Annotated in this window: 30 protein-coding genes and 2 pseudogenes; 22 read left to right on the top strand and 10 right to left on the bottom strand. The window is 33.4% G+C overall.

Going from position 1 to position 24,736, the window contains the following annotated elements:
• Window positions 1–96 precede the first annotated feature (96 nt).
• The 6 genes from MKY78_RS19440 (at window position 97) to MKY78_RS19415 (ending at window position 3,488) form a co-directional block, all read left to right on the top strand.
• Window positions 97–552: an 8-oxo-dGTP diphosphatase gene (locus MKY78_RS19440; RefSeq protein ID WP_339215029.1), complete on the top strand. Its 456-nt coding sequence runs from the start codon at window positions 97–99 to the stop codon at window positions 550–552.
• A gap of 118 nt (window positions 553–670) precedes the next feature.
• Complete coding sequence (locus MKY78_RS19435) at window positions 671–1,006, top strand: peptide ABC transporter permease (RefSeq protein WP_339215027.1); 336 nt, start codon at window positions 671–673, stop codon at window positions 1,004–1,006.
• 65 nt (window positions 1,007–1,071) lie between these two features.
• On the top strand, window positions 1,072–1,866 hold the full coding sequence (locus tag MKY78_RS19430) for an MBL fold metallo-hydrolase (RefSeq protein ID WP_339215025.1): 795 nt from the start codon (window positions 1,072–1,074) through the stop codon (window positions 1,864–1,866).
• Between the two features lie 71 nt (window positions 1,867–1,937).
• Window positions 1,938–2,357 (top strand): RDD family protein, encoded by a 420-nt coding sequence (locus MKY78_RS19425; RefSeq protein ID WP_339215024.1) that lies wholly within the window; start codon window positions 1,938–1,940, stop codon window positions 2,355–2,357.
• Window positions 2,358–2,598: 241 nt separating this feature from the next.
• Window positions 2,599–2,994 carry an NUDIX domain-containing protein gene (locus MKY78_RS19420; RefSeq protein ID WP_339217976.1) on the top strand — a complete coding sequence of 132 codons (396 nt, stop codon included), beginning with the start codon at window positions 2,599–2,601 and terminating at the stop codon, window positions 2,992–2,994.
• Window positions 2,995–3,197: 203 nt separating this feature from the next.
• A complete protein-coding gene (locus MKY78_RS19415; RefSeq protein WP_339215022.1) occupies window positions 3,198–3,488 on the top strand; it encodes a VOC family protein in 291 nt (96 codons plus the stop codon).
• A gap of 39 nt (window positions 3,489–3,527) precedes the next feature.
• Here the strand turns inward: MKY78_RS19415 and MKY78_RS19410 are convergent, their stop codons facing one another.
• The 3 genes from MKY78_RS19410 to MKY78_RS19400 all read right to left on the bottom strand — a co-directional run bounded on the left by MKY78_RS19410 (window position 3,528) and on the right by MKY78_RS19400 (window position 5,693).
• On the bottom strand, window positions 3,528–5,081 hold the full coding sequence (locus MKY78_RS19410; protein WP_339213305.1) for an IS66 family transposase: 1,554 nt from the start codon (window positions 5,079–5,081) through the stop codon (window positions 3,528–3,530).
• Window positions 5,082–5,148: 67 nt separating this feature from the next.
• Window positions 5,149–5,502 carry an IS66 family insertion sequence element accessory protein TnpB gene (gene tnpB / locus MKY78_RS19405; protein WP_251517995.1) on the bottom strand — a complete coding sequence of 118 codons (354 nt, stop codon included), beginning with the start codon at window positions 5,500–5,502 and terminating at the stop codon, window positions 5,149–5,151.
• Complete coding sequence (locus MKY78_RS19400; protein WP_339213309.1) at window positions 5,499–5,693, bottom strand: hypothetical protein; 195 nt, start codon at window positions 5,691–5,693, stop codon at window positions 5,499–5,501. Before MKY78_RS19400 ends, tnpB begins: the two co-directional genes overlap by 4 nt.
• Between MKY78_RS19400 and MKY78_RS19395 the strand changes: the two genes are divergently transcribed.
• The 6 genes and pseudogenes from MKY78_RS19395 (at window position 5,685) to MKY78_RS19370 (ending at window position 9,348) form a co-directional block, all read left to right on the top strand.
• Window positions 5,685–5,984, top strand: coding sequence for a hypothetical protein (locus MKY78_RS19395; protein WP_339215020.1), 300 nt, complete (start codon window positions 5,685–5,687; stop codon window positions 5,982–5,984). The genes MKY78_RS19400 and MKY78_RS19395 overlap by 9 nt on opposite strands.
• A 25-nt stretch (window positions 5,985–6,009) precedes the next feature.
• The gene (locus tag MKY78_RS19390; protein ID WP_339215018.1) at window positions 6,010–6,612 is read left to right on the top strand and encodes a hypothetical protein; all 603 of its coding nucleotides are present in this window, start codon (window positions 6,010–6,012) and stop codon (window positions 6,610–6,612) included.
• 282 nt (window positions 6,613–6,894) lie between these two features.
• A pseudogene (locus MKY78_RS19385) lies at window positions 6,895–7,356 on the top strand (methyltransferase domain-containing protein); the annotation flags it as partial.
• A gap of 127 nt (window positions 7,357–7,483) precedes the next feature.
• Window positions 7,484–8,383 (top strand): annotated as a pseudogene (locus MKY78_RS19380) (IS110 family transposase); the annotation flags it as partial.
• 5 nt (window positions 8,384–8,388) lie between these two features.
• A complete protein-coding gene (locus MKY78_RS19375) occupies window positions 8,389–8,586 on the top strand; it encodes a VanZ family protein (protein WP_339215017.1) in 198 nt (65 codons plus the stop codon).
• Between the two features lie 456 nt (window positions 8,587–9,042).
• Window positions 9,043–9,348, top strand: coding sequence for a hypothetical protein (locus MKY78_RS19370; RefSeq protein ID WP_339215015.1), 306 nt, complete (start codon window positions 9,043–9,045; stop codon window positions 9,346–9,348).
• A gap of 937 nt (window positions 9,349–10,285) precedes the next feature.
• On the opposite strand, the gene MKY78_RS19365 is transcribed toward MKY78_RS19370, so the two are convergent.
• The 7 genes from MKY78_RS19365 to MKY78_RS19335 form a co-directional block, all read right to left on the bottom strand.
• Complete coding sequence (locus MKY78_RS19365) at window positions 10,286–10,741, bottom strand: site-2 protease family protein (RefSeq protein ID WP_211741405.1); 456 nt, start codon at window positions 10,739–10,741, stop codon at window positions 10,286–10,288.
• Window positions 10,742–10,997: 256 nt separating this feature from the next.
• Complete coding sequence (locus MKY78_RS19360; RefSeq protein ID WP_339215012.1) at window positions 10,998–12,023, bottom strand: BtrH N-terminal domain-containing protein; 1,026 nt, start codon at window positions 12,021–12,023, stop codon at window positions 10,998–11,000.
• Between the two features lie 20 nt (window positions 12,024–12,043).
• Complete coding sequence (locus MKY78_RS19355) at window positions 12,044–13,660, bottom strand: ABC transporter ATP-binding protein (RefSeq protein ID WP_339215010.1); 1,617 nt, start codon at window positions 13,658–13,660, stop codon at window positions 12,044–12,046.
• Window positions 13,644–14,447, bottom strand: coding sequence for a SagB/ThcOx family dehydrogenase (locus MKY78_RS19350; protein ID WP_211741401.1), 804 nt, complete (start codon window positions 14,445–14,447; stop codon window positions 13,644–13,646). The genes MKY78_RS19355 and MKY78_RS19350 overlap by 17 nt, the downstream gene beginning before the upstream one ends.
• An 18-nt stretch (window positions 14,448–14,465) precedes the next feature.
• Window positions 14,466–15,737 carry a YcaO-like family protein gene (locus tag MKY78_RS19345; RefSeq protein WP_211741400.1) on the bottom strand — a complete coding sequence of 424 codons (1,272 nt, stop codon included), beginning with the start codon at window positions 15,735–15,737 and terminating at the stop codon, window positions 14,466–14,468.
• Entirely contained in the window at window positions 15,730–16,650 is a 921-nt protein-coding gene (locus MKY78_RS19340; protein ID WP_339215008.1) for a hypothetical protein, read from the bottom strand. The genes MKY78_RS19345 and MKY78_RS19340 overlap by 8 nt, the downstream gene beginning before the upstream one ends.
• A gap of 62 nt (window positions 16,651–16,712) precedes the next feature.
• On the bottom strand, window positions 16,713–16,886 hold the full coding sequence (locus MKY78_RS19335) for a hypothetical protein (RefSeq protein ID WP_339215006.1): 174 nt from the start codon (window positions 16,884–16,886) through the stop codon (window positions 16,713–16,715).
• A gap of 536 nt (window positions 16,887–17,422) precedes the next feature.
• Here MKY78_RS19335 and MKY78_RS19330 point away from each other — a divergent pair.
• The 10 genes from MKY78_RS19330 to MKY78_RS19285 all read left to right on the top strand — a co-directional run bounded on the left by MKY78_RS19330 (window position 17,423) and on the right by MKY78_RS19285 (window position 24,719).
• Entirely contained in the window at window positions 17,423–17,635 is a 213-nt protein-coding gene (locus MKY78_RS19330; RefSeq protein ID WP_339215004.1) for a hypothetical protein, read from the top strand.
• A gap of 261 nt (window positions 17,636–17,896) precedes the next feature.
• Window positions 17,897–18,646, top strand: a complete 750-nt coding sequence (locus MKY78_RS19325; RefSeq protein WP_339215002.1) for a class I SAM-dependent methyltransferase — start codon at window positions 17,897–17,899, stop codon at window positions 18,644–18,646.
• 107 nt (window positions 18,647–18,753) lie between these two features.
• Complete coding sequence (locus MKY78_RS19320) at window positions 18,754–19,185, top strand: VOC family protein (RefSeq protein ID WP_339215000.1); 432 nt, start codon at window positions 18,754–18,756, stop codon at window positions 19,183–19,185.
• 314 nt (window positions 19,186–19,499) lie between these two features.
• Complete coding sequence (locus tag MKY78_RS19315; protein WP_339214998.1) at window positions 19,500–19,892, top strand: NUDIX domain-containing protein; 393 nt, start codon at window positions 19,500–19,502, stop codon at window positions 19,890–19,892.
• A 291-nt stretch (window positions 19,893–20,183) separates the two neighbouring features.
• Window positions 20,184–20,612 (top strand): hypothetical protein, encoded by a 429-nt coding sequence (locus MKY78_RS19310; protein WP_339214997.1) that lies wholly within the window; start codon window positions 20,184–20,186, stop codon window positions 20,610–20,612.
• Window positions 20,613–20,623: 11 nt separating this feature from the next.
• On the top strand, window positions 20,624–20,878 hold the full coding sequence (locus tag MKY78_RS19305) for a hypothetical protein (protein ID WP_339214995.1): 255 nt from the start codon (window positions 20,624–20,626) through the stop codon (window positions 20,876–20,878).
• Between the two features lie 81 nt (window positions 20,879–20,959).
• On the top strand, window positions 20,960–21,478 hold the full coding sequence (locus tag MKY78_RS19300) for an alpha/beta hydrolase (RefSeq protein WP_339214993.1): 519 nt from the start codon (window positions 20,960–20,962) through the stop codon (window positions 21,476–21,478).
• 656 nt (window positions 21,479–22,134) lie between these two features.
• A complete protein-coding gene (locus MKY78_RS19295; RefSeq protein ID WP_339214991.1) occupies window positions 22,135–22,713 on the top strand; it encodes a hypothetical protein in 579 nt (192 codons plus the stop codon).
• A gap of 707 nt (window positions 22,714–23,420) precedes the next feature.
• On the top strand, window positions 23,421–24,200 hold the full coding sequence (gene yunB, locus MKY78_RS19290) for a sporulation protein YunB (RefSeq protein WP_339214989.1): 780 nt from the start codon (window positions 23,421–23,423) through the stop codon (window positions 24,198–24,200).
• A gap of 45 nt (window positions 24,201–24,245) precedes the next feature.
• Complete coding sequence (locus tag MKY78_RS19285; RefSeq protein ID WP_339214988.1) at window positions 24,246–24,719, top strand: GNAT family N-acetyltransferase; 474 nt, start codon at window positions 24,246–24,248, stop codon at window positions 24,717–24,719.
• Window positions 24,720–24,736: the final 17 nt, after the last annotated feature.

Raw genomic sequence — 24,736 nt, 5'->3', positions numbered from 1 at the left:
GAATCGGTGTAAACTAGGTTGGCGACTTATTTCAGAATACATAAACCAATTAATTAATTGATCACAACAATAAAACAACGTAGAAAGGTGATACTCGTGAGTAGAAGTGAAAATGTCGTATTAACCAATATGTGTATGATCTGTGATGGTAAAGGGAGCGTTCTGGTACAAGATAAAGTAAATTCTAATTGGCCTGGTATTACATTTCCAGGTGGTCATGTAAATGATTCCGAATCTTTCGCGGATTCCGTAATTCGTGAAGTATATGAAGAAACTGGTTTGACCATTACATCACCAACTCTTTGTGGTATCAAACAATTTCAGACAACAGAAGGAGAGCGTTATGTTGTCCTACTTTATAAGACTAAACAGTTTGAAGGTGAATTAAGATCGTCTCAAGAAGGGAATGTATTTTGGATCAAGAGAGAGGAGCTCTTGAATCATAAACTAGCAGATGATTTTGAGAAAATGCTTCAAGTATTTGAATCAGAAGACATTAGCGAATTGTATTATTTCAAAGAAGGAGAAAGATTAACTTCAAAATTTCTTTAACGGTAGTTGGCTATGAAAAGAGTACCAGAACTAAAAGAGATGGTTTAATTGAAACAAAAGCTTCACATTTAACTAAGTATTAGCGTTCTTATATGGTTTTTAGATTTAGGGGGATAAGATGGGGATTTCAGAGATAATCTTTTTTATGATTATATATAGTGGTCTGTTTTTATTTATAATTCAAATAATCCCTTCAAATAACAGAGTACTATTTTATGTAAAGTCAGCAACCCTACTACTCTTGTATCTATTGATTTCCAGTACTTTTTGGTTTAGATATAAAGTAGAAGAATTACATATTAATGAACATAGTGGATATGAGCCGATTAGTTATACTGGTGAAGCTATTCTAATGATTGGTTTCTTCGGTATCTATACCATCATTTTATTAACACTAGGTTATCTTTTAAAAAGAAAGAAGCATTCGTACTTTCTATCGATATTCAGTAGATAAGACAGTGTCTATCAAGACCGAAAGTATGAATACACAATAGACTTATACTTAGAATGGGGGATTTTATGCTTCACTTTCAAGAGAATAATATTACTGTTTTTCAAAGCTCGTTGTACATGACTTCTACCGCTATCATACAATCTAATGAGGTTATTATCATGACTGATCCTAATTGGCTGCCTGGTGAAATCCAGGAAGTTAGGAATTTCATAGATGGGCACTTGGATAATAAGGAACTCTATATTATTTATACACATAGTGATTACGACCATATTATAGGTTCTGGTGCCTTTCCAGAAGCAAAAGTAATCGCAACAGAGGAATTCATCAATAATCCGGATAAAGAAAAAATTATTCAGAGAATTTATGAGTTTGACCAAAAGTATTATATCGATAGAAATTATGTGCCTACTTATCCAGTGGTTGACCTACCCATTGTGAAAGATGGTGAAAGTAAAAATATAGGAGATCTATCTTTAACGTTTTATAAAGCACCAGGACATACAAATGATAGTTTATTTACTATCATTGAACCATACGGGATATTCCTCTCAGGTGACTATCTATCCGATGTGGAATTTCCTTTTATATTTAGTAATTATAAGGATTATGTAGATACCATTGAGAGAGCTTCGTATATTTTAAATCATTTCAATATCAACTATTTAATACCTGGTCACGGTTCGACCACGACAAAAAGGGAAGAAATGTTAAATAGAATAAACTTCTCTAAATATTATTTACAACAACTAGTTCATGATAATGGAGATTTAGAAACCAAATGTCGTTCTAAGTTCCGCTTTTTTGAGGGGATGAAGAGCATTCATGATGATAATAAGCGAATAGCTATAGAGGAATAGATTTAGAGAATTAATGAAAACAGGATGGAATAAAAAATTGCATACTTAAAAATATCATGACATAGAGAGGAATGGTTCTTATTGATATCATAAAGGATAGTCCTGTAGATATTACAGAACGTGGCTTTGCGTTGATGATTGATTTAGTAATAGCGATTGGGTTTTCGATTTTAATGCATTTACTTTTTGACTTTCATCCATTAATTGTTGCATTGATTTTCTCTTATTTATATGATGTTTTCCTTCCATTATTTTGGAATGGTTATACCGTAGGAAAACGAATTCTAGGTATCCGAATAGCCTCTTTAACAGGAGAAAAGTTGACTTTCGGTACGATGATTATCAGAGGGTTTTTAGCGCAACTACTTTATAGCATATCTGCTGGAATTCTACTAATTGCTAGTATTTATTTAGTAGCCACAAGAGCAGATAGACGCTCTATTCATGATTTATTGGCTCGAACTTACGTTACATCTAATATACCAGAGTAAAAGTAAAGTAAAAATCTGGATTTTGGATTGCAGTATCTTACTTAGTTAAATCAAATAGGTGTATAGGCAAGATTACCATTAATACAGTTGTCCCTTTTTTATTTTTCGAAAATTATGTTAATATAAAATAGAGAATTACTTAACAATAAAAGCATATTGGCAATAAAGATTATGAGAACGACGCCTATAATTCGTTCCTTCTTTAATGAAATTTAGTATGAATAAAATAGAGGTTTTGGATATGCGAGATAGAGCTTCAGTAGTCATAATCGAAAATCAAAAAGTTGCACTAATTAAAAGAATAAATGCTGGTGCAGTTTATTATGTGTTTCCCGGTGGTGGAATAGAAAAAGGAGAAACACCAGAATCTGGTGCAAGAAGAGAAGCTTTTGAGGAATTAGGAGTAGAAGTAAAGGTCGAAGAATGTATAGCAGAAGTTGAATATAACGGAATTCAATACTATTTCTTATCTGAAATCATCAATGGCACATTCGGATCTGGCCAGGGTGAAGAATACACGGACAAAGAGAGACATAGAGGTATTTATTTACCAGAATGGGTAGATATAAGTAGATTATCTGAATTAGATGTTAAACCAAAAGAAGTTGTTATACAACTTCAAACCATATTCACGTAGCTTCTACACATATTAAACCACATAACCATTGAATGAAATCTTTCATTCATTACTTTCCGAATATCTTATCGTAAAACTAGTTGACTATGTTGTATTAACGGAAAAGTGCTCGTATAAGATAAGCAAGCACATTTTAAAGAGATAATGGTTAATGACAATCCTATTTTTAATGGTAAAAACTATATTCCAAGGAGATGAGTATTATGAGTGAACAGGTAAAAGAAAAATTTATTGAACGGATTGATGCAGTATTTCTTCCGGTGAAAGATCTTAAAGAATCGATGCATTGGTACCAAGAAATTTTTGGATTTAAGTTACTATGGGAAAATGAAAGAATGTGTAGTCTATCGATAGCACCTAATTGCGGATTTCATCTAGTGCAAATTTCGGGTTTTCAGCCTATAGATAAATACACTCCTTTTAACTATGGTAAGCCCGAACTAAGAAATTTTATAATAGAAGCAACTAAAATTAAAAACAGAAACGCCAAATAACCGTGAATCTGAGATGTTTTAAACAGATTTACGGTTATTTTATTTTTTTGCACATGTTGCTTGAATCGCCTTCGCCCAAGGCATGTACTTATTTAAAGTTTCTGGCGTTCGATGGATATCCAGATTTGGTAGTTCTGTTAGTAATTTCACCAAATATTGATAGAAATCCACACCGTTAGCTTTCGCTGTTTCTGCCATACTCAAACAAATCGCATTGGCCTCGGCACCAGCTTCGCTGACGGAAAACATCCAATTTTTTCGACCGATCACACTAGGGCGTATCGCATTTTCTGCTGGATTATTATCCATTTCAATGCGACCATCATAGAGAAAGGCACGAAGCCCATCTGTCAATTTCAGTGTATATTCGGCTGCTTTTCCAAGTGCGTTATTGCCGTAAAAAGGGGATTCCTCAATCCATTTCAGGAATTCTTCTACGATTGGTTTCGAAAGCTTTTGACGTCTTTTTCTTCGCTTACTCGGGGATAATTTTTTAAAATCCCTTTCTAGGCGATAAAGCTCGTCGCAAAATTTCACTCCAATCTGCCCGTTTTTACTGTTCACTTTCAACCAATATCGGCGAACGTGTGCCCAACAATTTGCGAAGGTTACGCCTGGGAGTTTATCGTATGCAGAATAGCCGTCACAGATAATGGTCCCTGTAAAGTTCTCTACAAATCCTTGGAGAACGGATCTCGCACGTGACAACGCACTTTGAAAGAGAATGATAACGGGGCCTTGGCTAGGAGCGCTACGGTACACCCAATTATAGGCATTGGAATTTCCTGGTTTCCCGTCGGAACGATGAATAATTTTTCCGTAGGTTTCATCCACGTGTAAAATAGATTTGTTCATCATCATTTCCTTCATCCGTTGGTACACGGGAAGTAACCAATCCTGAGCTGTTCGTATAACCCAGTTAGACAAATTCTTATCGTTCGTATGTAGGCCACAACGCTCCCATTCTTTTACCTGACGGTAAAGCGGAAGATACTGGATAAATTTATCATAGATTACTTTCGCTAGAATGCTAGGACTTGTCAGACTACGTTGAATAGGAGCCTGTGGTGCTTGGCCTCTTTTTATTTGTGCGTTCTGAAAGGAATGTCCCTTACAATTCTTGCATTCATAAGCATGTTCTACATGCTGTATTTTCTTCATCGTTGCTGGAATAAACATCGCTTCTTCTCGGACAACGGTGCTGCCCATTTCTGTCATTGCTTGCTGGCAACAATCGCATGTCGTATCTTCTGGGTGATGATGAATGACTTCTGTTTCGAGGTCATCTGCCAGAAAATCATTGCGTTTTCTATTTTTTGCTTTACGTTCAACAGTATATGCAATCTTCTGTTCGCTTTGTTCTTCTGTGTGCTCAGAATAGTTAAAAGAATCGTCATCATCCTCATCATCGAATAACGACGTTTGCCCATCGGGTAGATTGTATTTCGATTGCTCCGTTTTCGAACCATATAGTAGCTTCGTTAAGTGGCGAACTTGCTCGGTCAAAGCTTCGATCTGTCGATTCGATTGTTTTAATTGTTCCTCTAAAAGTTTAATTAATTTATCGTTCTGATCAGGAGAAGATTGAACCATGCAATTTCACCACCTTTCGTTCTGTTAAGATAGCTATAGTATACGCTATCGAACGAAAAATGAATAGTTAAAAAACACCTTTTGGAGATTTTTGTATTGCTTTTGGTTGTTGAATAGCTAACCCTTCCAAGAGCCAACGAAGTTCTTGTTGCGATAAATTGCGAACTTCATTTTCGTTTTTAGGCCACTGAAGTTTACCATTATCTAAACGTTTATAAAGCATGGCGAATCCATCCCCATCAAAATATAAACATTTATAACGGTCTTTGCTCCAACCGGAAAATAAGAAGATGGAATCGCCATAGGGATCTAGCTCGAAGTTATCTTGAACTAGTGTAGCTAGTCCGTCAATTCCCTTTCTCATATCCGTCTTTCCACAAACAATATAAATGTTCTTGACGTCTGTATAATCTTGCCTCATTCATTTCTCAACTCCCTTATGACGGTTTGAATGATATGCTCATCCACACCGTTAAAGAAGGAAAGTTCAAAGCCGCCTGATTTCATCATAAAAACAGGAGTTGCCGAGGAAACTGGCGGGGTCGCTAACATAGGTTCTTCTTTTTCAGGATGGAGTGTTACGGGCACGATGATTAGTTCTTCATGTGGCATAGAAAAGCACCTCCTTCAATTGATATTTCTATCTTAGCAAGAGGTGCTTCATTTTTGTATGCGTTGTTTGATTACGGGTTTACTAACTATGTTGTTGAGGATATAGAAAAGGTAAGAAATATACTAAAAGAAAAAGGTGTAAGTCTATCTCCTATAAGAGATGGAGAACCTAAACGGTTTGATTTGACTGATATAAATGGAAATATGATTAGTGTATACAACTATAATCCTTTTTACATAATGGTTTGCTTTAATCTCATTAAGAATGACGCAGTAATAAGTGAATACTAATAAAACTGAATATTGGGTGGGAATAATGGATAGAAGACTTGATATAGCAAACGAATTAGTTAGATTCTTTCAAAATCACCCCATTGTAAAGGATGCTTACTTGAGAGGGAGCTTAGTAAATAGCGGAAGAGATGAATACTCTGATATTGATATAGGGATTGATGTGTCCGGGTATGATAACGGTAAGTTCGCAAAAGAATTACCGGATTTAATGCAGCGTAATTTTGAAATCTTATTTTATGATTGGAGTCCAAGTTATTTACCTTTGGATTACATCATCACCTTTATTCATCAGGATTTCCCTATATTTTGGATTATAGATATTGAAATCATAGCAACCCCACATTGTCCATCACTGAAAGAAGTTCCCGTAAATAAATATCAGCATTTATTAAAATTATGGATACTAAACTTGAAATATTGTCTTAGAGGAAATGAAGGATGCGAAATGCAAGTAAATAAATTGTATTTTCGAACCTTTGGTAAGGATATTGAGAATATTGATTCTTATTATATACTCTTGGAGATCATAAGAGAAATCAGATCTAATATAGAACCAGAACTATATCAATTCACTATTGAATGTGAGAATCAATTATTGCGAAATAAGTTGCTATTTTATAAGTGAGCACAACACTCAGCACATCACTCTATATAGTTCCACGGAGTAAAAGATAATAAAAAGCTATCACATGGAGGTTTTATATACCCAACAGTGATAATAGAGTTTAAAGTTATAGGGGCAGTAATTCCATTGTAACCCAAGGAGAGATAGAGGTGAATGGAACATTATTTATGTGGTATTTGATGTTAGTCAATAACGGAAGGAGACTACTACAAAGGTAATAATGATTTCCTAACAGATTAGTAGAACATTAAAAAGTAACATGTATGAATAGGAGGGGCTAAAATGGAGGACTATTATTGGGATACCCAACTGGAATACCTCAAAGGAACAAGAGATTTATATTATAATGATGACTATTTAGAGTTCTTAGTAAGTAGGGTTTGGAAGATTACTAATCCGGTAAATATTATTGATTTTGGCTGTGGGTATGGGTATTTAGGACTGAAATTATTACCCTTATTACCAAAGGGATCCAAATATACAGGGATTGACTAAGGACAACAACTTATTAAGAAGGCGGTCGATTATTTTCATGATCTTCCTTTTGACACAGAATTCATTTTAGCAGATACGAATGAGGTTGAATTAGAGTGTAAATATGACATAGCTATTTGCCATGCATTTTTATTACACATGCCCAAGCCTCAAAAAATGCTTCAAAGAATGGTAGATTCAGTTATAGATGGCGGAAAAATCATATGTTTTGAACCACATTGGATATCAGGTATGTCGTCTTATGAACTAGGAGCATTCCTGTAATGAAGAAATTTGAGGATTGAAACAAAAAGAGCCCTCTTGGTATCATACGAGGTGTCCAAAGCTTCGAAGCAAAAATGGACCCTTAATTTAAGTAACCAAGGAGGACTCAATAATGAATTATACACAAAATCAAAAAATCTCTCAAATCACACCTTCAACACTCATTGTAGGCATTGATATTGCCAAAGACAAACACGTAGCTCGTGCTCAAGACGACCGAGGTGTTGAATTCGGGAAACGCTTGATCTTTGAAAACAGAATGCATGGCTTTCAAAAACTAGTAAATTGGGCAGAGAACCTTCGAAAGGAAAATGACAAAAATTATGTCATTCTGGGTGTCGAGCCTACTGGCCATTACTGGTTTAGTCTAGCTTACTTTTTAGTAGCGAAAGGATACGATTTTGTTGTCGTAAATCCTATGCACGTAAAGAAAAGTAAAGAACTTGATGATAATTCCCCTACCAAAAATGATACGAAAGATGCCCGTGTGATAGGTCAGTTGATTAAAGATGGGCGATACTCTGTACCAAATCTCTTAGATGGCATTTATGCCGAATTAAGAGAAGGCGTCAAATTACGAGATCAACTTATCAACCAACTGATGATCACTGAAGGGCGTATCCAAAACCATATTCAACGCTATTTTCCGGAATTCTTTGATGTATTTGGTGATTGGGAAGGAAAAGCAGCTTACTGTACGTTACGACTGTTTCCATTTCCGTCTCAAATCAAGGAATTGTCACCAGAAGATGTGGTGATGAAGTGGAAGCCCTTCGTTAAACGAGGAGTGGGAATTAAAAGAGCAACAAAGCTAGTAGAAGTCGCAAAAAAGAGTATCGGCATTCAAATTGGTATTCAGTTTGCCCGACGCGAGTTGGACTGTTTACTCGATCAATATGAACTTTATAAGCAACAGTTAGAGGAGTTAGACAAAGAGTTAGAATCACTTGTCGTGACTTTACCTGGTGCTAAACAAATGATGAATATTACAGGGCTTGGATCCACAACCGTGGCTTATTGCTTCCAATCTTGTCATTTAAATTTAGGAAGTTTTTTCCATCGATAATTTTAGTTATTTTATTTAGTCTTACAGTGGAATTGCTTCAATACGCTACTCAATTAGGTGTATTTGATGTAGATGATATTATATTGAATGCCCTAGGTGGGTCCATAGGATTTTTAATATTTATTATTATGAAAAGAAGAATGAGTTAATCAGCTAAGGTATATAAGAGCTGCACGTAAGATCATCAAACTGGTGATCTTATTTCTTGTCAATTTATTAGGGATATCGTGTTAAAAGTGTATTGAAGAGGTTTTTGTTCTAAAGAAATAAGCCTTCTGAAAGCATTCATTATTCGATACACAATATGTTAATATAAAGGTACAGTCACACTATTAAATGGTAAGAATAGTACAATTAAGTATTATGGTAGATAAGGCGATAAATTAAAGTAAAAAGAAGAAGGGTATAGAATGTCACGAAATAATAAAATTGTTTTCTCTCTAATATTTTCAGCACTCGTTATGTTACTTTCTGGATGTAGTGGAAGTGAAAAGTTGAGTCATTAATACTTATTATTAGAGGGGGAAAATCAAACTTGGAATTTATCCGATTATGAAGTTGTACTTACACCAGAGAACTTTAAAGCGGGTTATGGAACTTTACATATGAAAAATCCAAATGAATACATTTCAGACTCCTTAAGTTTCGAAACTCACGCAGTTATAAATGTTGAAGATATTAGCGTTCATTCTAGCTCAATCACCGGTACAGGAATTGACATTGCAGAAGAAACAACTGGTGCAATTGAAAGCGGAATATATCTTAACGAAGCTGGAAGCCCTATCAAACTAAATGAATTAAGTATTATTTACATGATTGTTGAATGGTGGGATATAGGTAAGAGTGAATCTATGAAAGAAAGAATAGATTTATATATCAAACCGAAGAAGGAACAAACTTTCTTTAACTAAGGATGCCAAATTGAATTGAAGACGAAAGAGTTCAATGATGTCTACATATGCTTTTATTGAGTATTGCTGACAGTTTGAGCTTGCAGTGTGGAATTTTGAACCACTGAATGCGTTATGGGAGCAAGTAATTGCGGAAGGGAGATTAACCATCAATGTTTAGCCATAATTTGCGCATATACTATTTTCCGCCACCATTGACTTAACTTTTGTCCGTGTTGAGGAAAAATTGCAGGTCTGTCATTAATAATGCCAAAGAGGCACACCTGCTCAAGTATGATTACCCGAACAATCCGACTCAAAGCATTCGCTGGTGGGTCCCCGACCCCTTCCAGCAAATGCAAAGAACCGGGCGTTACAGTCAATAGCAAGCAGCTCCGCTGTGGCTCTCACTCTATAATCTAAAGAGCGGTTGTACTATTATTAGAGGCTTTCAGTTAAGCAAATGGTGGTTTAAAACTACGCATAAGTGGCTCAATTCATCTACAATATTCAGCTTTGATAAATGAATATACACAACACATAAGTATTACTTATGTGGAAGTCAGTTCTTTAAAAAATTATAACGCAAGTTCTATCATAATAAGAACTAAAAAATATCATCAAAATAAACATACTAAAACCGCAAAAATTCAATCAAATAAACCAACAAAAGTCAACGAAAAATAGGCTTCTGCCGTCAAAATGTCTGCAACACGATAAAAATACAAGAATAAATGATTCCTCAATGTATCAGGAATCATTTATATCAAGAGTTGAACTGATGATCCCGATTGAAACGACCTCCACACTTTCAAGGGGATATGGTAAAAGTATCTAATGATTTGACACCAGTTGTTTTATTAATGTAACGATTATAGTCCATTCATAAACTTGAAATCTCATTAACCATTATGGTGAGTTTAATAGAATCTTAACTTAAATACAAGTGGTCACTGTATTATTGCTTCCTTTTTACTCTTAGTAAATTCATGATATGTTTCCCATCATTAGGAGTTCCATCAGCATAGACTTGGGGAATCATGGTAAAAACAGCTATAAGATAAGAATGAATGATATAGCCACGGATTGGGAGATAGGGGTGGAGATAATTTAATTCCACAATCATCCACAAGATTGTTGCAGATATTACGTTTACAATGATACCGCCAGCTGAAACTAAGATTTCTTTCCCTGTTGTCATACTATCTATTGAGAAATCAACCTCGGCCGTCCAAAATCTATTTTTGCAGACAACATTTTTACCAATTTTAAATATTTTTTTACCATTTCCATAAACTATTTTATGTACACTGCCACCAAATAGTTTTATAAAAAAGACATGACCGTACTCATGCAATATTAATGGAAGGGGTATCGCGATAAGTAAAAATAAAAAGTATTCTAGTATTATCATGTCTACAACCAACCTTTATTCTAAGTTTATATTATTTATGGAAAAAAAGACTCTAGACGTTTAAGAAATACTTTGATGATTATTAATATATCTATCCAAGTCCCCAATCGTATTAATAGAGTACATTTCTTCTATTTCGAGTTCTATATCTAACTCGGTCTCTAAATATATTAATAGGTCTATTACTTCAAGGGAATCAAGGCCCAAGTCAGTTCTTATGTTTGTCAGAAGATCTAGTTTTTTATATTTCAACCCATTATCTTCTAGATAATTTTTTATAGCCTTCAATGTTAATACCATAATTATCTACCTCCTTAACTAATGTTTGATAAAAATCCTTTTCTTTCCAAACGATTTCCTTAAAAAGTTTCTCAGCTTTGATGAGTAAGGAGCTATTTTGTCTAACTCCTGCTTCACCAACAACTGCTAAGAATTCACCCCAAATTTCACATATTTTGCTAAATTTTTCATGGAACTCTAGTAAAAACGGATAGTAGACTGATAATTCTGCTAGAAAGTCCTTAAATAAATTTCGGAAAGCCGCTCCACCAGATCCACGTTTTTCATTCATTTCATAGACTAATATACAAAACATACTCCAGTCATTAATGGAAGACCATTTGTTCATTTGGGATAATGCTAATTCCATCCCTTGAGCACCCATGTTGTGTTTTGGGGGCTTGAGCATTTTAAGAGCATTCTTTTTTAATGCTATCAAACCTGCTTCAAAAACTTCTTGAATCTGAAAGTAATCCAGATAAAAATGTTGATTATTGATATATAATGGTGGTGCAATACTACTTATAGCATTTTCAACACTTTCATAACTTGATTTTTCTATCTGGCTATTCAGACTATCTGAGATGAAGTACTGTTTCTTCTCATCATCATATCCTGTAATGACAATTGAGTGACCAGAATAATAGTTTTTGGAATTAACATAATCAAGATAGTAAAGGTCTGTAATCAAGATACTAGGGTTGCCTTTAATCAAATTTGATTTTATGGTTTTATGATCTAAGTTACCTAGTCTTTTAATTCTCCAATCATAGCCGATATTCTTAAAAAAAACTGGCTCAAAAAACGGACTTCTACCTATTAGACTTATTTGCGGAGTAGCATTGGGATTGGCAGTATAGATAAAATCAAGCCCCTCTCCTATCCCAAAACACATTGCTTCTGATAAGTGGTGACCATAATAAAAACATACATTCATAATAGCGGTTGAAGAGCAGTGCAATCCTTTCTTATGTTGAAAATCATTTAAAACAAATTTCTTCATATACATCACCCTGTTATCTACTAATTTAAAGAAACAATATTATCTGACTCAGTAATTAACTCATTTTCATGTGTGATAATAATAATAATTTTATCCTCACTTAACCTTCTTAGTAATGGCATAATTATTTCTCTATAGTTATGATCTAAGTTTGATATAACCTCATCCAGTATTAAAACCTCCTTATTATGTAATATGGCTCTCATTACGGAAATAATGTATTCTTGTCCAGTGGATACAGAACTTTGAAAGTCTAAATCCTTCACTTTATTGGCATTTTCACCTATAATATCCTTTATTTTCTGAAGAAGTTCTTTACTTGATAGGCTTAAACCAAAATTATCGTTTATATCCCCGGGGATTAGATTGCCTTCTCTAAATACAACCCCAACTTTTTTTCGCATTACCGTTAATATATCAAACGAAATTTCTTTATCATTAATAAAAAGTTTTCCTTTTTCGGGACGGTATGCACCTAGTAATAGTTTTAACAGAGTTGTTTTACCTGTTCCATTATTCCCTAAAAGGAAATTTACTTTTCCTTTTACAAAGGTAGCAGTAGCTATATGGATTTTACTATTACTATTGTAATAGGTATAATCCACATTCTTCATGCTTAGCTTTTTAATTGTTTCAAATGGTAATTCTAGGGATTCTTTATTTGTGGATTCCTCCTGCAAGACAAGAATTTCTTCAATTCTATCCGTACTAACTTGCATCACTCGTAATGCCATGATATTCCCTATTAAACCTTGTATCGGATTGAATACTTGATTCATATACGTTATTAAAGCTATCATTGTTCCTACTGTAACCATCTGGCTTAAAGTAGATTGTATTCCAATAATGATGATAATTATAAGGGATACATTCGATAAAACCTTTTGGACAATTTCATTTGCAACATAATTTCTACCAATCTTTATATCGAGTTCATATGCTTTTGAAAAGAGCTGATAAAATACATTGTCCCAAAACCTTTTGAAATTATAGACGGCTGATACTAGTCTTCTATTCAAAAACAAATACCCATTATTTATCGTATTCGTTTGATTCTCAATGTATTCTCTAGATAGAAAGTTCAACTTATTTCCTAGTATATAAGTAGAAACTACATATATTGGCATGAAAAAAACAACTAAGAGGCCAATAAAAGGATTTAAAATAAATATAATAGTTAATGATATTAATATATTTAAAAAACCACCAATAATACTAAGAGATACATTTAGAATATCTCGCTGAATTGAAGATAGTTCATGAACAATTCTGTTCAACAAATCGGATTCTGGATATTTATTTAATTTCTCATATCTAATTTTACTAATTTTAGATATTATTTTCTTACGTATGTTAATAAAGCTAATAGCAAGCAATTTATTTAATGTTAAAGAAGAGACACTGGATACAATTAAAGAAATCGCTACTAATGTTATCATCATATATAGATAAAACCATGTTGTTTCATAATCACCTAACGTAATTCCATCAATGATAAGCTTCATTAAATATGGTATTCCTGCTACGCTAAGCAGATTGAAAATAAGCAAGAATACCCCAATTAAAAACCTTACTTTTTGCAGTCTTACAATCTCTTCAAATAAATATTCTTTAGTAAAGTTATTCAAAAAACTCATTATAGTCATACTCCACAATTTTATTTTCATATCCAAAAGAAATAAGATATAAGGCATTCTCGTCCACTCCATTTATTTCTAAGATGGAGTTAATATTATCATCGAAAAAACCACCTAATCCACAACTCCCCATTGACATAGCATTAGCAATGAGCATACTGTTTTGAGCTATATGCCCTGCCTCAAATAAACAAAATCGGTATCCTCTTTCCATATATTTGTGTGTTGTTCTATCAAATATACCAGTTATGATTAAGGTGAATTTTGAACTCCCCACTATTTCCTTAAGGTACTGGTCATGATGGAATTCATCGATAAACTTTTGAATATAGCTTCCATTCTTTATTAAGGATAAAGAATGAGCATAAGGGGAATAATGGTATATTCCTTTTTCGATATCTTTAACATTATTTACTAGAACATATAATTCATTTGGATATTTAGCTCCAGCTGATGGTGTTGCTCTAAATGATCTATCTGCCTCCCTATGGGTAATGCCGTAAGAATATTGCAAAAAGATGGATAATTGATCTAGAGTAACAGTCCTGTTATCATCAAAATTTCTTATTGATTTTCTATCTTTTATGCAAGTAAATAGATTTGTGTTATTAATATCTAAGCTAATGTTTTTAGGTAGCTTTACTTCAATCCGATTGTAGTATTTTTTTTTAATTTCTTTTGTATAATCAGGAAGGCCAGGTACCTTTTGATAGAAATCTTTGTGTAGTTTGGAATTTTCATGGTATATTTTATATAATGGATCAAAAGAATCATTCAATTTTCTCATTGATAAAGCCTCCTATATTTATGGAAATGGATGCGGATTCTCATTAAAGTATGGTAAGTTGTTCGCATTGATAATCTCTGGAACTGTGTGAAGCCTCTTATTGTTAAATCCTGGATACTTAAAATCTATAAAGAATAATTCGGGACTTATGACTCGAACTGTTTTTAAACCAATCGCCTCTATATCGGGTGTAGTTAAATCTTTATATAATATTTCGATATCTCTATCTTTTAATAGTTTAATAACATCTTGTAAGGAATAGGATGCATATTTTTGTTTCTCATCAATATTAGCTTTGTTTCTAGAGGAATACAGGAATTGTAAATTTTCTAGATCTTTTCCTGATGCATAATAAAATAAATGGTCTTCAATCGTTCTAATTTCTTCTATTCTTTCAGGAATTTCCTCAGCAATATAAGTAAAGTGAAAACCAACCAGAGCTTCTTCCAAGGATTTTGTCATAGCATCAAAAACATTTAACTGGCAGGATGCTCCACAAGCAATGAAAGGTAATTGATTTAGTTTATTTTTTATTAGACAAAAAACAATTGGTATTTCTAAGTCTAATGTGATATCAATAAAAATAACATCAAGATTAGAATAATGACATTCATTCAGTAGTTCCGATAAATGTGGATTATTATTTCGGCTTTTAATTTCATCATTATTATAAATGGGTAAACTTAAAAAATTTTTCCATGTAATCATGATAGAATCTCTTTCAATCAATTCTAATAATCCACCTAGAATGGCGGTATTTAAATTCGTATGACAAGCTAACCCATTCGTAATATTTTCTCGGAATTGCCCTCCATCCAGGTAAGGGCAGTACACGACGTCTGCTGGGGTCAATTTTGTACTGTTATCTATTAATGATGTTGTTTCTACCCAATCAATTCTTGTATATTCATCAATTCGTTTAAACGGCAATGATTTATTCTTATATTGGGAATCCGTGTAATGCTGGAATCTCCTCGGATGGATAGCTTTACCGTTTTCTAATTCTTTATAACTGAGATTATAAAAAATATCGTCAGGGTCAATGTAAGAAGAACAGTATCTCTCCATACTCTCCCCGATTGCTCTATTAATAGCCGTATCTTTATCCTTTGATACACCAGTACCTTCCGAGTAACGCCTTATGATTTTTTTTCCTTCTTCATTTTTTATAGATCTTCCTTGCGAAACAAATATGTTTAAACTGGGTAAGCCTGGATAACTATTAACTCGTTCTATTTGATAGTCAAATCCAAACTTAGGATCAATTATCTTATCCATTAACTTATTCACTTTTTTCACCACCGACGACAGATTCTGCATACATTGACTGTCTATTTTGGTTCGAACAAGAGGAACATAATGGCATTTTATATACTGGTCTTAGATAACTGTCTAAAGTGTCTAAATCGATTTCATACTGTTTCGCGACAATCATACAATAATCCTTAGATAAAAAATACTTATATATTTCATTGATTATTAATCCAAAGCATATGAATTCTGTCGAAGGAAAAGTTAAATAATAATCTTTTCTATCCAAATTTTTTGGGTTATAGAAGTTATCATTGGAGACTTTTCTGTTGATATAACAGGTATAACAAGCAGTTGTTGGAGTTTCAAAAATTGGTCCTATAGTTATCTTATTTACTCCAGTAGAGTATTTTAGCCAAGGTACCTTTTTGTCCAGGCAGATTGAGTTTACTTTGTTAAGCTTATCATGGTCTTCTTTGTTTACAATTACTAGATCCATATTATCAGTAATATCACTAATAGGAATAACGTCTATACGCACAAAACCCATTTCTATCATATATTCTCTTAACCTTGAAGAGCAGGGAGAAGAAATGATTCCTATTCTTTTGTTTAATATAATTTCTATGTTACTATTATCAATATTAAAATAATCTGCAATAACCTTATTAAGTAAGTTATTATTCACTTTACCATCATTAATTGGATCTTCTGATAAATATAAATAATCTTTTGATTCCAAATAGTTCACTAAATCTTGAATAGTATCTACTCTTAAATCAAATTTTTGGGCTAAATGCTCCAACGAATTTTCCCCATTCATTTCACACACAATTTTAGATATAACTTTCGATGATTCACCAGAAAATATAAGCCTCTCTTCATAAGAGGAAAGAAAAACTTTATCTTCAATAAACCTTTTATTGATAAAAGCTTTTAATTTTGGATACATCCTTCGCACTCCTTTTTGTTTGGTGGAGGAAGTAGAATTTTACTTCCTCCATTTTTGGGTCCTTAATTACCACCATTATCATTATCAGATGTACAGCAAAGGTAGCAACATGCGATACCGCCTCGACAACTGCTATTACCACAACCTGTACCACCACCACAGCCAATTGGTGATGGCTTTTGCACTTTATTAGGATTAGTGCTAGCCGCCTGATAATCTACAGAAAAATTTAGCATTATAATCTTCCCCCCTTCATATATGGAATCTATGCTGACTGGAAAACTTTGTATATTTTACATTCTATTATATTTTAAATATAATTTGTATTGGGAAAATTGGTCGTATTTAATCGTATTTAGAGAGAAATTCGATTGTTTTCGACTAAACTAGCGGAAAGTTGTAAAAAAACTCCCATAATTCTACAATATTTTACACTGTCATGGATTTGCTAAAGTTATTCAGACTTAAATTGTCAATTAATTTCTATTAGAGATATTAATGTTACTTGATAAACAATGAATACTTTTGGTTCAGCGTTGTCATAAAAAAGGAGTGATAGTATATTGGTCATGTGAAAATTAGAGATTATATAGATTACTAAAATATGTGATATTCCAAAATGAATATGACACTGCGTTTATCGCTAGTAAATGGTGGCCAAACAATAAAGGGCACGTTCTAGTTGTTCCTAATCAGCACTTCGAAACATTTATAACTCCCCCCAGAATATGCAGCTGAGATTCATAGAGCAGTGCAACTTACAGCATTCGTAATGAAGAATACATATAATTGTGATGGGATTACTACCCGTCAGCCTAATGAGCCATCTGGAAGTCAGGATGTCTGGCATTATCATCTTCACGTGTATCCTCGGTATAAAAACGATTTTTTCTATCTTACAAAAGGATTTCAAACAAACCCGGATAAAAGAGCAATTTATGCTGAAAAGTTGAAGATGTGGATCGAAAACCATTTAAATAGATAGTTATATCCATCTGTAGTAAAGTTCTCGAGTATATTTGATTATATAATTCCATTAGTTGAAAAGTAATTATAGCTGACTTTTACTATTTTACTATTTCGATAGAGTTATAAAAATATTAGAACAGAGATTTCTTGCTAACGGTGGAGTAGATTTAATAAAGGTGCGAATATGTTAATCCTCTATGATAACCTAAGTCAATTCTTGATAACCTTATTGAATTGGTGGGTATTCTTACTTTTTTAGATATTGGGAGGTGTTAAAATGAGAGAATTTGACTATGAAAATCTATATGATAAGGTCGGTAAAATAAACGGTTGGGATTTTAGTAATATAAAATCTCTTACTGATGGTGTTAATTGGAATTTTTATGAAGAAGTAATCAAAAGATGTAATAAAACAGACGTTCTTTTAGATATCGGTTCTGGTGGCGCTGAAAATTTAATGAAAATTGCACCTTCATTATTCTTCTTAATTGGAATTGATTTATCTAAAGGCATGTTGGAAACAGCTTTAACAAATTTAAAAAGATCAAAAGTAAAGAACGTGAAGTTTTTTCAAATGTCGTCTGACCAGTTACAGTTTCCCGCCGGTTTCTTTGATGTAGTTTCATGTCGTCATGCGCCATTTTCATCAACAGAAGTAGTTAGGGTGTTAAAACAAGGGGGTTGGTTTTTGACTCAACAAGTAAGTGAAGATGATAAACTTAACCTAAAGAAAGCATTTGGTCGTGGCCAGGCTTTTGATGAAAGGGATGGTGTATTAAAAGAACGATATATTCGTGAACTTAGTGAGGCAGGGTTTTCTGAGATTAAATCATTTGAATATGATGCAATCGAATATATTAAAAGTACAGAAGAACTAACTTTTTTACTTAAACATACACCAATTATTCCTAATTTTGGTCAAGATAGTAGGGACATTGAAATACTAAGTGATTTCATAAAGAACAATAGAAATGAGAAAGGAATTTTAACAAATTCTAAAAGGTTTCTCTTAATTGCAAGAAAGTAAGAACGGAATTATCGTGAATCAATTTATATAAGTACAGCTTTTCTGAAGCAGTTTATTTTTCACTTAAAAAATGTATTAATTATGGAATTGAATATAGGGGTGATTGTTTGGTTCTTCAAAGATTAAGTTTGGTAACGATTGGGTGTTATGATTTACCTCTTCTTCGTAAATTTTATAATAATTTAGGTTGGGAAGAAACAGACCACGGATATGTAGACTATGCGATTTTTAAAACAGCAGGTGTTTTATTATCACTTTATTCCGTGGAAAAGTTGGCGCGAGACACTGGGCTAGAAATTATGAAACCAAACACTTTCTTTAAAGGTGTTACATTTTCAATAAATGTTGATAAGCCAATTCAAGTTGATGAAACAATTGAAGTGGTTAGGGGCCTTGGGGGAAATATTATAATTGAACCAAATGAACCTACTGGTAGTTTTCGCTCATCGACTTTTGCTGACCCTGAAAATAATATATGGGAAGTTGCATATAACCCAGATTCTACTTTTGATGAAAGAGGAGCTATGCTTACCATTTAGATAAAATTTTAGATTCGAGGATAATAAGCCCTTAATGTTTTGAGAAATATATATTAATATATTTTAAGTGTACTTGAGTGAAATAAAAGATCATCATATTGGTGGTCTTTTATTCTTGGGTGAATGTTCCGGATATGAAACTGAAGTTGAAGCAATTAAAGACTACTTATATTAATGTTCTGCTTTTCAAGCCAACAGGGCAATTATTGAAAGATAAAATGGTACAATAAAGAACAAAGGGAGGGGAAAATGATTAGGATTTTTGGAGAAAAAAAGCTGGTCTTGATTATCTATTAAGAAAAGGCGTTTATGCTGTGATTTTCAACACTACCAGGGATAAGGTTCTAACTGTCTACACTTCAAGAGGAGATTATTTTTTACCTGGTGGTGGAATTGAGAAGGATGAGAGCTACCAAGAATGCTTACATAGAGAAATGATAGAAGAAACTGGTTATAACATATCAATAGGCTCTTTTAAAGCAGAGGCAAAAATATATTTTCAATCTATTAAAAATGAGCCCTTACTAAATGACGGATATTATTACTTAGCAGCATTATTGGACAAGCTACAAGAGCCAATAGAAGAGGACCACTTTATGAAGTGGATTGATATTAACGATGTTGAAGAGCTGCTTTTTCATGAGCACCATTGTTGGGCTGTGTATGAGGGGTTAAAAATTGAACGGTGGCAAAAATGTGGAAGATAAGATGATTTTTCTTTGAAATAGACGGTACTTTACTCGGTTATTATTATTTAGAAAGGGAAAGAATTTTAGACTTTTTCCGATTAAAAGGCTATTGACGTTTGGAAGCAACTTTCTAGTGAATACTTTGACAAATTTTTAACTAATGAATTGTCATTTCAAGAACAAAAAAGAGTAGAATGATGGAACTTTTTAAGATGGTTGAAATTAATCTTACCAACAAGAAGCTGAAAACCTGTACTTGCATGGCAATTGCCTGTCGTAAAATGTTTGTATACGACATTAAAGATGTTTATGAAAAGGGTACATGTGCATGCGGAAAGGGAGCATCTGGCTGAATATCGGGCGCATGTACACGTAGTATGGGAGCATCTGACTGGACTTTGGGTGCATGTACATGTGGAAAGGGAGCATCTGGCTGGACTTTGGGCGCATGTACATGTGGAAAGGGAGCATCTGACTGGACTTTGGGTGCATGTACATGTGGAAAGGGAGCATCTGACTGGATTTCAGGCTCATGTGCTTATGGAAAGGGAACATCTGGCTGGATTTCAGGCTCATGTGCTTATGGAAAGGGAGCATCTGGCTGGACTTTGGGCGCATGTACATGTGGAAAGGGCACATCTGACCGGAGTTAGGGCGCATGTACATAAGAAAAGGGAGTATCCGGTTGGGAACTGGACTCATCCTACTGGAGCTTCTCTAAACGTAAATATAACATAGGGGGAATTCAAATGGGGAAAGTTAGTTTTATTTCAGGAATAGTTATGATTGGATTAAGTGCTGTATTATTTACAACGGAAAGATTTATTGCTGTTTTACTATACGTTAGTGATAGTTTTCCTGTAAAACTGAATGGAAATGGATCGTATCCAGGTGAACCAAATATGCCAGCAATTTTTGATAATTTCTTTGTCGGTTTACTATTGATTCTTGGATTATTATTAATTGTAGTAGGTGTCATTCAAAATCATAGACTTAGTAAGTAAATATAAAATCATTACCACTCAGCAAAACCAATACAAAGGGAAGGGAATGGGAGAATGATTATAGAGTCTTATGAGAAACCTTTGATTAATAAAAACCAGATAAATAAAAAAGGGACAGTTACAAAAGAGTATATTGAAATAAATGGGTCGCGACAAGGATTGATTATCGAATCTTTAAATCAAGGAAAACCATTATTATTATTTTTACATGGAGGTCCTGGATTTCCGGTCTATCCAGTTAATAAAGCTTATGGTACCAAATTCGAGCAATTATTCGATGTCTGTTATTGGGATCAAAGAGGTGCTGGAATGTCGTACGATAAGAAAGAAGCCAAAAATCCTCTAACGGTGGAACAGATGGTTGAGGATACCATTCAAGTAGTAAATTATTTACGGAAAAAGTATTCCCAAGACAAGATTTATTTGATTGGCCATTCCTGGGGTACTTATCTTGGGAGTATTGTCGCAAGTAAACGGCCTGAGTTATTCTACGCTTATATTGGTGTAGGCCAAATAGGGGCGCAAAAAGATTCTGAAAAAGAGACATATGATTATATCTTAAAAACAGCAATGGATCGGAAAATCATTCGTATGCTGTAATAAGAAAATAGTTTACAGAAAAGTATGGTGGGGGTTTTAAACGTGAAGGCTACTCTTTCACTCAGACTCTGAAAGATATTTTCTCCTGTCCAAACTATACTTTTAAAGAACGAATGAATATCCTAAGTGGTAGTTATTATAGCTATCAGTCATTAGCACATGCTATGTCTACAATTGATCTAATAAAATTAGTTCCAACACTTAACCTCCCAGTATTTATACTCCAAGGATTACATGATTATCTAACAACTCACACGCAGGCAAGACGTTTTACGAATCAATAGAATCCCCATTCAAGGAAATGTACACCTTTAAAAATTCATCCCATACACCTTTTATTGAAGAACATGAACTTTTTTATAAAATTATGCGAGACAATGTATTGGGTGCGGTGTAAATTGCCCTATTGCTAATAGCAGCAATACAGAGGTCTATTAACGAGTGTCGCTTTTTTCTAGTGAAAAAATTCCAGAATATGATCACCATTGATTTAGAAAATAGTCTGCCACCGAGTATTAAGAACTTGAAAAAAGGTGTGAGAGGTTATATCAAATGGGTAGACCAAACCTATTTCTGGAATTGTTATTACTTCTTTATATGGAATGATTTTTTGAAAGCTAATTGGAAGGGTAGTTTAACAAGTAATAACGATCCCAATGGGTTTAGATAATACAAAAAGGGAGTCTATTATGACACACAATTATTCATTTAGAAAATTTCGTTTGTTAATCATATGGGTTTTAATTATTATCATTTTTATTCTTTTTATCTTTTTTCTTACAGAGCGAGGAAAATATGCAAATGAGAAGGACAAATTAGATTCAGCAACGATGTACCTGTATTATTTAGAGGTTGAAAGTAATTTAAGAAGCCTTCTTCATTATTTAGGATTAAGACCAGCGAAAGAAATAGAGTGGGAGGAACAAGAGGTTAGCGAGACGCTTAACTATCATTTCGGCAATTTAGATAGAGGCATAGATAACATAAACGATCCTATTCTAGAAGGAATCCCGGAAAAAGTACATACAGAACTTCTGACTTTGCAAGAGACGATAAAGAGTTTCCAGCAAAGTATTCAATCTCAAGAAAGCATAGACGATACTACAAAAGAGGAAATTATGATGTTTTCTAGCTCCATCCATAGTTGTAACGTGGAGGAACATAATAGGAGTTGGGAACAAATTTTTTCGGAGATAGAATGTTTAAACCAAAATACTATAAGTGCTGAAAAATAAGTGTATTAGTCGAAGCAACTGGTGATATGATTGAATTTGAATATATCAACTAAATATAAAGATCATAGGTTTGAAACGATGTCGTTTACGTGGAAGCAGAGTTTAAATTAGGGGGAAGATGATGTGCTGATCATTATAACTGTAATATTATTTGTGTTTTTATACGATTTTACGGAAATTAGAAAGCAAAATAATACTATTAAGACAAAATGAACGAGTAATTACTTTATTAGAAGAAATCAAAAATAAGTAAACTATGTTTGTTCATTACGCTAGGTTTCGAACCATTGGCTGTGTACCATCTATATTATAAAAGTATAAGCTCATAAGATATTAGGTGAACGTAATAAGATAGTTTATCTAGCTTTCATAAACAGGGATAAGAATTTAGAACATTATAAGGTTTCTATTCAGATAATGGAATATTAGGTTAGAATATAGTAAAAAGGAATATCTGCTAGCATATTGTTAGTTAGAGAGGAGACGAATAGGATAACAAAAGTTAATAGGGAGATTATTTACCCGCTTTTCATCAAAAAATATCGGTTCCTTATTTGGAATATTATGTTAATATAGTAATAAACGTATTGAAATTACGAACATAACAAGATAAACAACTAGATACTATTTTTTTAATATTAATCACTTGACAAATTTAAGTCCTACCCATCTTAGAACAAGCATAGATTGTACTGAGGTGGGTTTTTATGAAAAAGCATCGGATAGGTTTAAATAAAGGGGGTACAGCATCTTCTACACGATTTTTGTTATTTCTCTCCTTTCTATTAGTCATTGTGATTACATATTTTAGTTTAGAATTTGTTGATCATAAAATAACGCCAACTATCGTACAAATTGCCGAGAGAAAAACGAAAGAATTTGCTACTAGAGGAATCAATTCTGCTGTTAAGTTTGCTGAAGAATATTCGTTTGACGATTTAGCGATAACGGATAGGAATGAAGCAGGTTATGTATCTATAATTGGTTATAATTCCTCTGTTGTAAATAAAATTAAACGTGCAGCAACAGACCGTGTGGAAGAATTTTTCTATAGTATGAATCGAGGATTACCCCCACAGTATTCTAATCCTCTTGGAGAGCCAGAAGTATATGGGGACACGGTGGAAGAATTGGTTGATCGTGATCCAACCGTTATAGAAATACCAATAGGTCAAGCAATAGGAAATTCAATTCTAGCTAACCTAGGCCCAAGAATACCCGTTAAACTTGAGCTAATAGGTAATGTGGAAACAGAACTAATAGAAGAAATTCAACAGTTAGATATTAATAATGTCTATGTTTCGCTATATGTACAGGTCGAAGCAGAAGTTCAAATTATGATACCATTTACAACGGATGTTACTAAAGTTAGCTCTCGAATATTGATTGACAAGAGTCTAATAATGGGAGAAGTGCCGGAAATTTACGGTGGTAGTGGAGGTAATCCTCCTATTGCAGTTCCGAAAGAGGATTTGGAAGATGATTAAAGTCCAACTACTAATTGCTATGAAATAAAGGAGAAGCAGCTACAGATGCACTATGAATTGATTTATGCGCGTTTAGATCAACAAGAGATACTATCGAATTTATTACAATTCTATATTTACGATTTTTCGGAGTTTATTGATGTACACGTTGAAGAAAATGGGAAATACAACAACTATCCGTTAAACGATTATTGGGCGAAAGATAATCATTTCCCATATCTAATTAAGATAAATGGACATTATGCAGGATTTGCTTTAGTTAAACGAATAACAACAGAAACGAATTCCTATTATTCTATATCTGAATTCTTTATTATGAAAAAGTATCGAAGAACTGGTTTAGGTACATCAGTAGCTAAAGATATATTTGGTTTACATAAGGGAAAATGGGAAGTTTTTCAAATGGGTAAAAATAAACCAGCACAGTTATTTTGGAGAAATGTCATTAAGGAATACACAAATGGAAACTTTACTGAGCGAACAGAGGAAGGTAGATTAATTCAAGAGTTTACTAGTTAGCTAGTCAAACAATAGTT

Source organism: Ornithinibacillus sp. FSL M8-0202 (genome assembly GCF_037975285.1).
In the GTDB taxonomy this organism is placed as follows: domain Bacteria; phylum Bacillota; class Bacilli; order Bacillales; family Amphibacillaceae; genus Ornithinibacillus; species Ornithinibacillus massiliensis.
The sequence above is the reverse complement of the archived record's forward strand: the minus strand, read 5'-3'. Positions and strand labels throughout refer to the sequence as shown.

Excerpts from the sequence above, each read along its gene's own strand:
- MKY78_RS19435 (WP_339215027.1), top strand. The coding sequence starts at position 671 with ATGGGGATTTCAGAGATAATCTTTTTTATGATTATATATAGTGGTCTG.
- MKY78_RS19430 (WP_339215025.1), top strand. The coding sequence starts at position 1,072 with ATGCTTCACTTTCAAGAGAATAATATTACTGTTTTTCAAAGCTCGTTG.
- MKY78_RS19425 (WP_339215024.1), top strand. The coding sequence starts at position 1,938 with ATGGTTCTTATTGATATCATAAAGGATAGTCCTGTAGATATTACAGAA.
- MKY78_RS19420 (WP_339217976.1), top strand. The coding sequence starts at position 2,599 with ATGCGAGATAGAGCTTCAGTAGTCATAATCGAAAATCAAAAAGTTGCA.
- MKY78_RS19415 (WP_339215022.1), top strand. The coding sequence starts at position 3,198 with ATGAGTGAACAGGTAAAAGAAAAATTTATTGAACGGATTGATGCAGTA.
- MKY78_RS19410 (WP_339213305.1), bottom strand. The coding sequence starts at position 5,081 with ATGGTTCAATCTTCTCCTGATCAGAACGATAAATTAATTAAACTTTTA.
- tnpB (WP_251517995.1), bottom strand. The coding sequence starts at position 5,502 with ATGAGGCAAGATTATACAGACGTCAAGAACATTTATATTGTTTGTGGA.
- MKY78_RS19395 (WP_339215020.1), top strand. The coding sequence starts at position 5,685 with ATGTGGCATAGAAAAGCACCTCCTTCAATTGATATTTCTATCTTAGCA.
- MKY78_RS19400 (WP_339213309.1), bottom strand. The coding sequence starts at position 5,693 with ATGCCACATGAAGAACTAATCATCGTGCCCGTAACACTCCATCCTGAA.
- MKY78_RS19390 (WP_339215018.1), top strand. The coding sequence starts at position 6,010 with ATGGATAGAAGACTTGATATAGCAAACGAATTAGTTAGATTCTTTCAA.
- MKY78_RS19370 (WP_339215015.1), top strand. The coding sequence starts at position 9,043 with ATGAAAAATCCAAATGAATACATTTCAGACTCCTTAAGTTTCGAAACT.
- MKY78_RS19365 (WP_211741405.1), bottom strand. The coding sequence starts at position 10,741 with ATGATAATACTAGAATACTTTTTATTTTTACTTATCGCGATACCCCTT.
- MKY78_RS19360 (WP_339215012.1), bottom strand. The coding sequence starts at position 12,023 with ATGAAGAAATTTGTTTTAAATGATTTTCAACATAAGAAAGGATTGCAC.
- MKY78_RS19355 (WP_339215010.1), bottom strand. The coding sequence starts at position 13,660 with ATGAGTTTTTTGAATAACTTTACTAAAGAATATTTATTTGAAGAGATT.
- MKY78_RS19350 (WP_211741401.1), bottom strand. The coding sequence starts at position 14,447 with ATGAGAAAATTGAATGATTCTTTTGATCCATTATATAAAATATACCAT.
- MKY78_RS19340 (WP_339215008.1), bottom strand. The coding sequence starts at position 16,650 with ATGTATCCAAAATTAAAAGCTTTTATCAATAAAAGGTTTATTGAAGAT.
- MKY78_RS19335 (WP_339215006.1), bottom strand. The coding sequence starts at position 16,886 with ATGCTAAATTTTTCTGTAGATTATCAGGCGGCTAGCACTAATCCTAAT.
- MKY78_RS19330 (WP_339215004.1), top strand. The coding sequence starts at position 17,423 with ATGAAGAATACATATAATTGTGATGGGATTACTACCCGTCAGCCTAAT.
- MKY78_RS19325 (WP_339215002.1), top strand. The coding sequence starts at position 17,897 with ATGAGAGAATTTGACTATGAAAATCTATATGATAAGGTCGGTAAAATA.
- MKY78_RS19310 (WP_339214997.1), top strand. The coding sequence starts at position 20,184 with ATGAAAAGGGTACATGTGCATGCGGAAAGGGAGCATCTGGCTGAATAT.
- MKY78_RS19305 (WP_339214995.1), top strand. The coding sequence starts at position 20,624 with ATGGGGAAAGTTAGTTTTATTTCAGGAATAGTTATGATTGGATTAAGT.
- MKY78_RS19295 (WP_339214991.1), top strand. The coding sequence starts at position 22,135 with ATGGGTTTAGATAATACAAAAAGGGAGTCTATTATGACACACAATTAT.
- yunB (WP_339214989.1), top strand. The coding sequence starts at position 23,421 with ATGAAAAAGCATCGGATAGGTTTAAATAAAGGGGGTACAGCATCTTCT.
- MKY78_RS19285 (WP_339214988.1), top strand. The coding sequence starts at position 24,246 with ATGCACTATGAATTGATTTATGCGCGTTTAGATCAACAAGAGATACTA.